13 protein-coding genes are annotated in these 11,447 nt (G+C 50.3%); 6 read left to right on the forward strand and 7 right to left on the reverse strand.

Translation table 11 applies throughout. From position 1 onward, the window contains the following. Positions 1 to 39: 39 nt before the first annotated feature. A complete protein-coding gene (gene ung / locus C2M36_RS04070) occupies positions 40 to 705 on the forward strand; it encodes a uracil-DNA glycosylase (protein WP_105253801.1) in 666 nt (221 codons plus the stop codon). A 43-nt stretch (positions 706 to 748) separates the two neighbouring features. Here ung and C2M36_RS04075 read toward each other — a convergent pair whose 3' ends face one another. Together C2M36_RS04075 and tal are read right to left on the reverse strand one after the other, a co-directional pair. Then, entirely contained in the window at positions 749 to 934 is a 186-nt protein-coding gene (locus C2M36_RS04075) for a DUF3545 family protein (RefSeq protein WP_105253802.1), read from the reverse strand. 158 nt (positions 935 to 1,092) lie between these two features. Continuing rightward, positions 1,093 to 2,043, reverse strand: a complete 951-nt coding sequence (tal, locus tag C2M36_RS04080) for a transaldolase (RefSeq protein WP_105253803.1) — start codon at positions 2,041 to 2,043, stop codon at positions 1,093 to 1,095. 307 nt (positions 2,044 to 2,350) lie between these two features. On the opposite strand from tal, the gene yaaA reads away from it, so the two are divergent. Then, a complete protein-coding gene (gene yaaA / locus C2M36_RS04085; protein WP_105253804.1) occupies positions 2,351 to 3,130 on the forward strand; it encodes a peroxide stress protein YaaA in 780 nt (259 codons plus the stop codon). Between the two features lie 77 nt (positions 3,131 to 3,207). Here yaaA and C2M36_RS04090 read toward each other — a convergent pair whose 3' ends face one another. Beyond that, positions 3,208 to 3,444 carry an EF-hand domain-containing protein gene (locus C2M36_RS04090; RefSeq protein WP_105253805.1) on the reverse strand — a complete coding sequence of 79 codons (237 nt, stop codon included), beginning with the start codon at positions 3,442 to 3,444 and terminating at the stop codon, positions 3,208 to 3,210. A 539-nt stretch (positions 3,445 to 3,983) separates the two neighbouring features. On the opposite strand from C2M36_RS04090, the gene C2M36_RS04095 reads away from it, so the two are divergent. From C2M36_RS04095 to C2M36_RS04110, 4 genes are read left to right on the forward strand one after another with little or no spacing between them, the layout of a single operon-like run. After that, positions 3,984 to 5,399, forward strand: coding sequence for a sensor histidine kinase (locus tag C2M36_RS04095; protein ID WP_105253806.1), 1,416 nt, complete (start codon positions 3,984 to 3,986; stop codon positions 5,397 to 5,399). Positions 5,400 to 5,409: 10 nt separating this feature from the next. Further along, complete coding sequence (locus C2M36_RS04100) at positions 5,410 to 5,961, forward strand: hypothetical protein (protein WP_105253807.1); 552 nt, start codon at positions 5,410 to 5,412, stop codon at positions 5,959 to 5,961. After that, a complete protein-coding gene (locus C2M36_RS04105) occupies positions 5,951 to 7,300 on the forward strand; it encodes a sigma-54-dependent transcriptional regulator (protein ID WP_105253808.1) in 1,350 nt (449 codons plus the stop codon). The genes C2M36_RS04100 and C2M36_RS04105 overlap by 11 nt, the downstream gene beginning before the upstream one ends. 44 nt (positions 7,301 to 7,344) lie before the next feature. Continuing rightward, entirely contained in the window at positions 7,345 to 7,845 is a 501-nt protein-coding gene (locus C2M36_RS04110) for a DUF1543 domain-containing protein (protein WP_105253809.1), read from the forward strand. Here C2M36_RS04110 and C2M36_RS04115 read toward each other — a convergent pair. The 4 genes from C2M36_RS04115 to pdsR all read right to left on the reverse strand — a co-directional run bounded on the left by C2M36_RS04115 (position 7,842) and on the right by pdsR (position 11,107). Then, positions 7,842 to 8,054, reverse strand: coding sequence for a hypothetical protein (locus C2M36_RS04115; protein ID WP_105188086.1), 213 nt, complete (start codon positions 8,052 to 8,054; stop codon positions 7,842 to 7,844). The genes C2M36_RS04110 and C2M36_RS04115 overlap by 4 nt on opposite strands. 37 nt (positions 8,055 to 8,091) lie before the next feature. Continuing rightward, positions 8,092 to 8,217 carry a hypothetical protein gene (locus tag C2M36_RS17060; RefSeq protein ID WP_267894653.1) on the reverse strand — a complete coding sequence of 42 codons (126 nt, stop codon included), beginning with the start codon at positions 8,215 to 8,217 and terminating at the stop codon, positions 8,092 to 8,094. Positions 8,218 to 8,284: 67 nt separating this feature from the next. After that, entirely contained in the window at positions 8,285 to 10,417 is a 2,133-nt protein-coding gene (pdsS, locus tag C2M36_RS04120) for a proteobacterial dedicated sortase system histidine kinase (protein WP_105253810.1), read from the reverse strand. Continuing rightward, the gene (gene pdsR, locus C2M36_RS04125; protein ID WP_105253811.1) at positions 10,418 to 11,107 is read right to left on the reverse strand and encodes a proteobacterial dedicated sortase system response regulator; all 690 of its coding nucleotides are present in this window, start codon (positions 11,105 to 11,107) and stop codon (positions 10,418 to 10,420) included. Between the last annotated feature and the right edge of the window lie 340 nt (positions 11,108 to 11,447).

Consider the following 11,447-nt stretch of genomic DNA (forward strand, 5'->3'; position numbering starts at 1 on the left):
AGACGGCTTCGGAGCCGTCTTTTTTATTCGAGAGCTTATATGACATCCTGGTCCGATTTATTGGCAGCGCAAAAGCAGCAGGCCTATTTTCAAGAGACACTAGATTATGTGCAGCAACGCCGCGATGCGGGCGTTGCCGTGTATCCGCCCAAAGAACAGGTCTTTGAGGCATTTCACGTCACCGAGTTTGACGACGTTAAGGTGGTGATTTTAGGCCAGGATCCATACCATGGCCCAAACCAGGCTCATGGCTTATGTTTTTCTGTGTTGCCCGGGGTCAAGCCGCCCCCGTCCTTGGCTAATATGTACAAGGAATTGGCGCAAGACGTTAATGGTTTTAATATTCCAGAGCACGGGTACTTACAGTCCTGGGCTGAGCAGGGAGTGTTATTGCTCAATACCGTGCTTACGGTGGAGCAGGGTCAGGCCCATTCTCACAAGCACTTGGGTTGGGAGCATTTTACCGATCAGGTGATCGCGGCACTGAACGAGCAAGGTGAAGGCATTGTCTTTTTACTTTGGGGCGCGCACGCTCAAAAGAAGGGCAAGCATATCAACACCAATAAGCATTTTGTGCTTAAAGCGCCGCACCCGTCTCCCTTGTCTGCACACCGAGGCTTTTTTGGCTGTGGCCACTTTTCAAAGGCCAACACCCTGCTTGCAGAGCAAGGAAAACAGCCTATCGACTGGACCTTACCCAGCTAAACTAACACCATAAAAAAAGGAGCAATCAAATTGCTCCTTTTTATTAGAAATCGAGTTCTTCTAAGGCGATATCATCGCTGAACAGATCGAGTTCCTGCAGTTCTTTACGAAGACGCTGTTTATCTTTTAGTGCTTCTATTTCGCGCCATTTACGTTTTTTATTACGACCGGAAGTTTTTCTGGTCTCTGGACCTTCTATTATTTTTATTAGTTCATTCAGACTATCCATGACACTCTCCTGTATAACTAACGCAATCAATCTATACCATAGAAAGTGCAAAAATAAAACGAAATTGTTTATTTTAAGTTACAGAGAAGTGATGTTTTTATTACCGTTGAGGTGGGGGTAACGCCAGCAGTTTGCTGGCGTTATATTTTGGAAGAAAATTAGAGGGAAGAGAAACGACGTTCGAGCTCCTCTTGCGCTTCGGCGAAGGCGCGTATGCCCTCTGCTAGTTTCTCGGTGGCCATGGCATCTTGGTTATGTAGCCAGCGGAATTCGCTTTCACTTAGGGCTGCAGGTTTAGGCGCCACACAAGTCGGTGGCGTTAGCTGGTATTCCTTGTTTTCCGGTAACTGCGCTAACTCTTCAAGCAGGGCCGGGCTAATGGTTAGGCGGTCACAGCCGGTCAATGCCAGGATCTCGCCGGTGTTTCTGAAACTGGCACCCATGACGATGGTTTCATAACCATGGCCTTTGTAAAATTCATAAATGCTGCGCACCGATTGCACTCCGGGATCTGCCAGCGGATCGCTTGGCTTTTCCATGCCATTGGCCACATGCCAGTCGAGAATACGGCCAACAAAGGGAGAGATCAAATAGACGTTAGCATCGGCACAGGCGCGGGCCTGGGCTTCACTAAAGAGCAGAGTCAGGTTGCAACGAATGCCTTCCTTTTCCAATTGCTCGGCGGCTTTAATCCCTTCCCAGGTCGACGCTATCTTAATTAAAATCTTTTCGCGACCCACGCCCTCAAGTTCATACAAACTTAGAAGTTGTTTCGCTTTCACTATGCTTGCTTGGGTATCGAATGACAGACGCGCATCGACTTCGGTAGAAATATAACCGGGAACGATCTCGGCGATTTCCTTGCCAATCAATACGGCGAAGTAATCACAGGCGAGTGCCAGTTGGGCGCCGGTATCATCACTTTGGCTGCGAGCATATTGCCAGGCCTTCTCTAGATAGGGTTGATAGGCTGGGATTTCGCTAGCCTTAAGTAAGAGTGATGGGTTGGTGGTCGCATCCTGGGGTTGATGCTTACGTATCGCTTCAATATCACCGGTGTCGGCAACAATCGTTGAATGTTGTTTCAACTCTTGTAGTGCTGTAGTCATGTGCTTTCCTCATTCCAAGCATATAGCGTCTACGGAGTTTATCGTCTGTGCCTATGGCAAATAGATAAACACTTATAGGTTATGTAGTTAATGTTGCACCTTAGTGACAACCATGGGGAGGTCAATTGTCCGTGCCAGGGGATTGATGTTACTTAAAAAACATCAAAGTGAACCGGTCGCCGCCGATTAGGCGAGAGCGTATGGCACGCAGACCGATTAAGAGTCAACAGACCCTTTAATAAAGCGTGATCTTTGCTTTATTTAATGTTGAAATTGACACTATTACAGAGCCAAGTCAACAGCAATTATGATCACAGTTATTTCCCCTGCAAAAAACCTTGATTACGAAACCGCAGCCCCGGTTGCAACGCATAGCCAACCCGAGTTGCTGGCCCACAGTGAAGAGTTGATTTCTGTGTGTCGCGATTTGACACCGCAACAAATCGGCAGCCTGATGAAGATAAGCGATAAGCTTGCCGGTTTAAATGCCGCCCGCTTTAGTGAATGGTCTCGGCCGTTTAACAGCGACAATGCCAAGCAGGCCATTTTTGCCTTTAACGGTGATGTCTACACTGGATTGGAAGCGAGCAGCCTCAGTGATGATGCGCTTGATTATGCACAAGGGCATTTACGCATTCTCTCCGGTTTGTACGGGGTGCTTAAGCCGCTCGATTTAATGCAGGCCTATCGCTTGGAAATGGGCACTAAACTGGAAAACCCCCGAGGCACTAATCTATACCAATTCTGGGGCAGTATCATTGCCGAAAAGCTCAATGAAGCCCTGGCTCAAAGCGGTGCTAAACAACTTATCAACCTTGCCTCGAACGAATATTTTAAGGCGGTGGACAAAAAAGCACTGAACGCCGACATTATTACGCCGGTATTTAAAGACTGTAAGAATGGTCAATATAAGGTGATCAGCTTTTACGCGAAAAAGGCCCGTGGCATGATGGCCCGTTATATCATGGAAAATAAGGTGGATTCCCTGGCGCAACTAAAGCAGTTTTCCAGCGCTGGTTATTACTTTAGTGCCGAAGCCACGGCCAAGGAAAATGAGCCGGTGTTTTTGCGTGAAGAGCAAGGGTAAGAAATCCGAACAATAAAAAAAGCGCTTCAGGCGCTTTTTTTATTGGCTAATTGCAGCTTACGGCGTAAGGCCGTGCCTTATTGGCGGGCGTAATTGGTAAATTCGCGTAACGACAATTTGCCGTCTTTGTCTTGATCATAGCTGCTAAAGCGTGACCACAAAGCCGGTTCTTGTGCGGCTTCCGACTTGCTGATAGCGCCGTCGCGGTTTCGGTCTAACTCTTTAAAGCGCGACTCGATACTGCCTGCCTGCACCGCGATGGTGAAGAGGGCAAGCATCAAGGTGCTTAAAATCAGTACTGCAATTTTGTTCATGTAAAAATCCTAGCGTACAGGTTACGCATCTTATGTTTTTAGCCTAACCAAGTTTATCACCTTGTCCAAGGAGAATAAGATTAACTGCCTAATTGTTGAGACTAAGCTGGCCCTCGGCTGCTTGCGGCTTAGGTGTCGGTTGTGAATTGTCAGGCCTTGCTCGTGTTGGGTCAACCGACAGATTAGCTGGAAGGCTCATTGCCGAGCTCGACTTCGGTGGCTGTTTAGCGCTGACTAGGGTAACACATAAGATTAAAGCTACGACTAAAACTACACGTCGCACGGTATTCTCCAATTCATAGTGGCTTAATTGAAACTCATTTATATATGTATGTGTAAGGTCTTTAGACCGCAGGGCCGCTTTCCTAACAAATTCAGTGCCAATTTTTAAAATTCATATTTTTCAATTGGTTATATTTTTAGGTTGCGTAATTACGCGGACAGGTTGTAGCTATTTTGCAACACTTTATGGTTTCCATTATTTTTTTTACTAAATTTCAGTTAGTTAGTTTTTCGCTTTTTGGCAACAAGGAGTCTCGGTGATTTTTCGTATGCTGCACTGGCGCCCAAGCCTGTTTGCCCAATTCTTTATCGGCGTGGCCATTCTTCTGGTGCCATTGGCGCTGGTGGTCGTGGTTTTTTTACAAGCCCTTGACGAGCATATGGTCAATACCCAGCAGATGGTATTAAGCAGTTATCAAAAGAATGAACAATTCAATGAGTTTAAGCAGCTGTTCCAGTCCTTGGAGCGGGCTACGTTGCAAAACTGGGTATTAAAAAGCGAGCAGCTGAGTAAGGCGGTCAGTGAGCAATGGCAGAAGGCCGATGCGCTGTTGGCACAACAGACGGAGGCGGCCAATACAAAGAATGAACTGGCACGGTGGCAGCAGCTGCAGTCCACTTTTGTGGCCACCAGAGAAAATATAGAGCAGCAAGAGCAGGCCAATGCCGAGTTATTCGCCCCGCTACGCCAACAATTAAACAGCCATGGCAATTGGCTTCATAGCCATACCAAGGAGCAAATTGACCAGGCGCAGCAGGCGCTCACGGATCTGCAGCAAAGTTTTATTAATTGGCTGGTGGCCCTGGTGCCCATTGTGCTGTTGCTCGGCGGTGGCTATTTATGGCGTTTAAGCAGCAACCTGGGATATTTATCCCGGGTGATAAGCCAATTAGGTCGCGGTGATTGGGATGTGGATATCCAGCTGACCGGTGCCAAAGAGCTGCGAGAGTTGGGACAAAAACTCAATTGGATGCAGCAACAATTGCAAAGTTTAGAGCAGCAAAAAGACACCTTCTTACGTCATGTAACTCATGAACTAAAAACGCCCTTGGCCTCTATGGTTGAGGGCTGTGATTTATTGCAAGAACAGCTGGTGGGTCCTATTAACGAGCAGCAGCAAGATGTATTACAGCTCATTAGTCAAAGTACCGAACGACTTCATGAGATGATTAAAAACCTGCTTAATTACAATGCCATTAAGGCGCGAACCCTGAGTACCAAGGGCTGCCAACTGGATGCCTTGCGAGCTCAGGTGCAGGAGCATTTTGCCGAGCGCCTGCACCTGGCCAAGCAAACCCTGTTATGGCGTTGTCCGCCTGAGCTAAAAGAGTTACCGCTTGATGGTGAATTGCTGCAAATGATCTTGGTGCAACTGGTATCAAACGCCATTAAGTTTTCACCGACCGGGGCGCAAATTGAGGTTCATATAGAGCGTTCTAAACAGGAGCTGGAAATAGCCGTGGTCGATCAGGGCCCGGGTATAAAAGAGGCCGAGCGCGAACGTTTGTTTGATGCCTTTTATCAGGGACAGGCGGCCAAGGGAAGTAGCGTCGCCGGCAGTGGTTTGGGTTTGTCCATCGTCAAGGAATGCGTCAATCAGCTCAATGGCGAGGTGCAGATCCATTCAGGCTCACCTCAGGGCAGTTGTTTTAGGCTTAAGTTTAGTTGCTAGTGGAGTCGAAATGTTGAAATTTTCCAAGTGTGTGGTCGTGCTACTGGTGCCTTTGTTGAGTCTGGGCTGTCAACTGCCTGGCCCAAGAACGACGGAGGCCGGTGGTCAGTTAGGTGAGCTTGAAAAGCAGGCCCCCAACCCTAAACCCAGACCCAAGCAACAGCCCATCTATCCCAGTGCAGAGCAACTGGTGCAGTGGCATGCACAGCAGTGCGGTGGTTTTACCTCGGCCACTGAGTTACAGGAATATGTGGCGGCACCCAGGCTGAAGCAGTTCTTCGCCCGATTGTGTTTGCGCGGCCAAAGTAGCCCGGATGAGCTGCTTAGCGAGCTCGAGGTGATCAGCGGTCAGTATTACTGGCCCGAGTCCAGCGCCCGGTACTTTTGGCTGCTGAAGCAACAGCTTCAGGCCAACAGCCAACAACAGCAACAACTTACTAAGCTGCGTCAAGAGCAGCAGCAAATGCAGGAAAAAATGCAAAAGACCCTGTCGTCGCTGGCGGCCATCGAGCAGCAGTTGCTGCAACGTGCCTCTCAGCAGGAGGATAACAATGAGTTCTAAAGCACGGGTTTTACTCGTTGACGATGATGTCAGTTTATTAAAACTACTGACCATAAGGCTGATGGCCAATGACTATGAAGTGATCACGGCCAATAGCGCTCCCCAGGCATTGAGTGAGCTGCAACAGCAAACCTTTGATGTGGTGTTGACCGACTTGCGCATGGATGACATGGACGGCATGCAACTGGCCGAGCAAGTGCAACAACTTTACCCCAGCCTGCCTGTGGTGATGATGACAGCTCACGGGTCCATTCCCGATGCGGTGCGCGCCACCAAGCAAGGTATTTTTGCGTTTTTGACCAAACCTATCGACAAGGATGAGCTGATCGACACCCTGGCAAAAGCGGTGCGTCTGCATGGCCAGGGACATGGTCAATCGCAGCAAGCCAGTCACCCCTATATAGTGACCCGTAGCGCCACTATGTACCACCTGCTGGAGCAGGTACGTATGGTCGGCGCAACTGATGTGAATGTATTGATTTCGGGGGCCAGTGGTACGGGTAAAGAGCTGTTGGCCAGGGCCGTGCATGAGAGCAGTGCAGTCAGCAATGGCCCCTTTGTCGCCATTAACTGCGGCGCTGTGCCTGCCGAGCTCTTGGAATCCCAGTTGTTTGGTCATAAAAAGGGCGCCTTCACCGGGGCCACCGCCGATCACGTGGGGCTATTTTCCGAGGCCCAAAATGGCACCCTGTTTCTGGATGAAATAGGGGATATGCCATTGAACTTGCAGGTTAAACTGCTCCGCGTACTGCAAGAGAAAAAGATTCGTCCAGTCGGTCATAGTGAGGAAATTCCGGTTAATGTCAGAGTGGTGTCGGCCACCCACAAGGATTTGCCGGCGGCGATCCGCGAAAACAGCTTTCGTGAGGATCTCTACTATCGTTTAAACGTGGTGAACCTGCGTTTGCCACCGCTGAGCGAACGTCGCGAGGATATCTCCCTATTGGCGCATCACTTTTGTGAGCAAATTGCCGCCCGTCAGCAACAAGGGGTGAAGCGTTTCAGCGATGATGCCATGGACTTGCTATTACGCCACGATTGGCCCGGTAATATTCGCCAACTGCAAAACGTGATAGAACAAGTCGTGGCACTGAGTCCCGGGGTGTTGATAAGCGCCCAGCAGGTGGCCATGGCCTTGCAGTGTGAGCTCGAGGCCAGCTCTCCCATTGCTTTAAACGAGGCTAAGCGTCAGTTTGAACGTCAGTACTTGATCAATGTCCTGAAAATGGTGGATGGCAATGTGGCCCAGGCGGCCAAACTGGCCAAACGCAATCGCAGCGACTTTTATAAGCTGATCAAAAAACATGAGATCGACGTGGAGCAATTCAGCCGCGACTGATTACCCGTTATAATGCCGCCAGCACAATTCAAAAGGAGTGAGCGATGCAATTATTTATGGTTTATCTCGGCGGGCGTATTGAGGGCTGTCATATCGAGATGCACGACGTGCGTTTTGTCGTTGGCGAGCGCATAGAAGATTGCTACGGCAAGCTCAAAGCCCAGTGGGTCGGCAATAAAAACAGCGTGCATATGGACAGCTATATGGCAGTGCGCCATATCGACGGTTACGCGGTGAGCCTGGGTGATGCGCCGCAACAGCGCAGTGAGCGCCTCTATTTCGTAAATTTAGGTGGTTATCGTGCCGATGACATGGCCGAGCAACATGCCTTTACCCTGACCGTGGCATCCAGCGCCGAGCAGGCAAAGCAACGAGTTAAACAGCGTTTGCTCACCGACATGAGTCATCAGCATAAAGATGATTTACATGAGGTGGATGATTGCTTTGCCCTGGATCTGCTCGACGGCCAGTATCATATTCACCTTACCCCCAGTAATCAGGCACAAGCCATGCATCCGGACTGGTTCGGCTACCATGTACTTTAGTCGTCGCTTTGCTCTTGCTTGATAGCGATGCGGATGGCGAGGATCACCAAGGCGAACAATGCAAAAGGCAAGGCTGCCAGTGCATATTCCACCAGGTTGCTATCTTGATAATTGGGCTGTAAAACGAAATGCCCGCCGACGCACAGGGCGATGGCGATAAATAGAATGGGCAGCAGGGCGAGCTCTTTTTTGGCCTGATGTTTTTTCACAAGCGACTTCACGTGCGGATAAAGAGCGTTATTGTAATTAAGCCTCGTCCTGAGATTCAAGCTTTATCGATGCCGAGACACCTTCCTCGGTGCCGCTGTCGTGCTCGCGAAACAGCGCCATAATATATTCAAGCTCTTCAGGTAATAGGACTTGGCCTTGCATATGCAATCCGTGAGTAATGACTAACTTACCACTAAGGCTACACTCCCTTTGGTTAATCGATTCTGAATCAGCACAAGGGAATATCAACGCGCAGGGTGACGCCGCGACCATCCTCGCGGTTGCTGGCGCGTATCTGTCCATGATGAAAATCAACAATCAGACGAGCAATGTACAGGCCTAACCCCAGGTGTGGCTGTTGCTGCTTGTCCTGCTCGCGCACCGAGACCATGGAATCGAAAATATGTTCACCTATGTCCTTGGGCAGCTGCGGCCCTAGGTTGCTAATGCAGAGTTGGGCCTGATTGCTCTCTTGTGCCAAGGTGACCTCAATCTCACTATCGGGCTCGGCAAATTCCAGGGCATTGTTGATTAGCTTATCAAGCAACTGCGCGAAAAAGTCGGCAGCGCCTTGTACCGGGAGCGCTGCCGAGGTGATGTCCACGGCGAAGTGCGCCTGTGGGTAGGCCAACTGATAGCCCTGCATACAGCCTTGCAGCACCTGGGTGAGATCATAGTGCTCTCGCGCCGAGGTGTTGATACTCTGTTCCAACCGAGTGGCCTCACTCATGGTGGTGATCAGCTTATTCAGGCGGGCGACCCCCTCCTGGGCGCGGAGCAGGTATTTTTGTTGCTGCGGTTCATGGGCGATCAACTGCAGGTTTTCCAGCGAGCTGCGCACCACGGCCACCGGAGTACGTAGCTCGTGAGAAAGGCGCGACGACATATTTTCCAAATAATGGGTATAGCCGCCAAGGCGATTAACGATATTAGCGAAGCTACGTGAAAGGTCGCCGATTTCGTCACTGTCGTTACTCACGCTCAGTTGCGCGCGCACTCGGCCCTGTTCATCAATGGCCTGCTCGGCACTGTCGCGTAAGCGGCGAATACGTGAGGAAATGCGCGAGGCAAAGAAAAATAGCGAGATGGTGCCCACCAACATCACCGCGATAATCACGTTAAAGAGTTTCTCCAGCGCCTTATTGCGTAAGGTTCGCACGCCATTGGTGGTCTCTTCTGCGATAACCGCCCCTAACACCTGATCGTTACCCCAAATGGGGTAGGCGGCGGAGAGGATCACCGCTTTATTGTCCGGCGTCAGGCGCCAATTTGAGGCGGGCTCACCGCGCAGGGCACTGGCGATATGACTGCCTTGCAGCGCCGCCACATCATGCAAAATATCAAGAAAATCACTGGGTGGCCTGGTCAGGATTTGGTAATACAGTGGGTGCAAAAAGCGCCGCTCGAAGCGCTGCCACATGCCCTCTTGATCTTGCTCCTGTAAAGAGCTGGACCAGACTCCGTCGGCATGTTGAATGGTGCCCGATTGCGCCAGCACCCTGTGGTGTTTGTCGACCACCCAGATGCGACTGCCACTGTGGCCCATGCCCTTGATAATGCGTTTAATCTCCGGTGAGGGCAGCAGCACAGTGCCTAGAGTATTGGCATCGTCAATATTCGAGGTGGCCATTAAATGACGCTCTTGCTGGCCATCATCCCAATCGCTGATGGCAAAGCCGAGCTTGTTGCCAAGCATGGACAGCGGCATACGCAGTTCTATGTTATAGCCTTGCTCGGTCTGGCGAAAATAGCCCTGAATATCCTTATAAGGAGTCAGCTCGGGCAGGCTAAAGGCATTTACCCAGCCATCCTCACGGGTGGCGACTATGTAATTTTTCAGCTCGCCATCGGGAGACTTAATGGCGATTTTTAAATGGTCGTTACGCTCCAGACTAAGGGCATTTTTCGGCCGCAGGCGAACCTGGTTATCCTGCACCGCAAACACCGCATACAGGTGCTGTCCATACTTGCCAACCATGTGCTCGAAGGACAGGTTGCTGTCATCATGCTCCGGGTTTGGAGTTTGCAGGTAATTACCCTGGTATTGCCACATCAGGCTTTGATAGGGTGCCCAGTCGCCAAGCTCGCCATCAAGACGGATAGCATTGTTGATCTGGTAGGCGTAGAGATCGCGACCCTTTTCCACCTTGGCGGTAAACTCACTGGCGTTTTCAAATAACGCGGGTCGCTCATGCAGGGCGGTTGCCAGCGCTCGGGTGGTTCCGACCAGGGTTTTTTCCTGGCCCTTGCGCAGATACTTTTCCATTTCCCAGACATATTCATAGCCGAGCCAGGGCAGCACCAGTAAAAAGCACGACAGCAAAACAACCTTGCTGCGTAGTCCCAAACCCAAACGTGCCATTTATTTGCTTTCCCAGCGATAGCCCATGCCATATACGGTGTTGATACAATCGAATTGGGCATCGAGCGCCTGAAATTTACGGCGAATACGTTTTACATGGGAGGTGATGGTGCTGTCGTCGACGTAAATTTTGGCGTCGCTCATAAGCTCATCCCGGCTCTTTACATGACCTGGGCGCTTGGCTAAGGAGTGCACCATCCAAAATTCGGTGACGGTTAAATCCACGGCCTGGCCCAGCCAGCTGGCGCGTAACCGTTTTAGGTTCAGTTCCAGCTTGTCCTGTACCAGGGTGTCGTCCTGTTCACTGGGTGAGTCTTGCGCTTCGACGCGACGAAACAAAGCACCGATGCGTGCCGCTAGGTGGGCCATGCTGATGTCTTTGGTGAGGTAATCATCGGCGCCCATGCGCAGTCCGCACACGGTATCGATTTCACTGTCGCGGGCGGTCAAAAAAATAATCGGCAGGGTTTGTGAGCGCGCGCGCAAGCTTTGGCACAGCATAAAACCGCCATCGATTTCATTGCCCAAACCAATATCGACGATGGCCAGATCCGGCAAGCGTTCGCTCAGCGCCAGCTCGGCACTGGGCCTGTCGGCGAAGCCCTGGACTTCATAGCCTTGTCCTTGCAGCATTTCTACATAGTTGTCACGGATGGCGGCTTCGTCTTCAATAATGGCAATTCGTTTCATCTTCGGGCTAATTAAGGGCTAACAAGGTGATTTTGTTAACACTATACCCTGATTTGCTAGCCCTGTGATGAACGAGGTGGTAATTGCCATAATTGATCATAATTCCCCAAAGCTGAACCTAAAAAAGTGAGCGCGATAATTACAAAAGTTGAATTATTGTTGCGATAAACTGCATGAGTACAAAATGGTACCTTAATGCACACTTTGGTACATGTTTGCTCATGCCTTGTATAGCAAGGCATGTAGAGCAGCGATTTGGTCATAACTTATTCCTAGGGGTTATAGCCGTCTGTTTACATATTGTTTTCTTTGTCCGGCGCAACGTACCCTACTGCGCTAG

Origin of the sequence: Pseudoalteromonas sp. T1lg75 (assembly GCF_002964705.1) — a bacterium.
GTDB lineage: Bacteria > Pseudomonadota > Gammaproteobacteria > Enterobacterales > Alteromonadaceae > Pseudoalteromonas.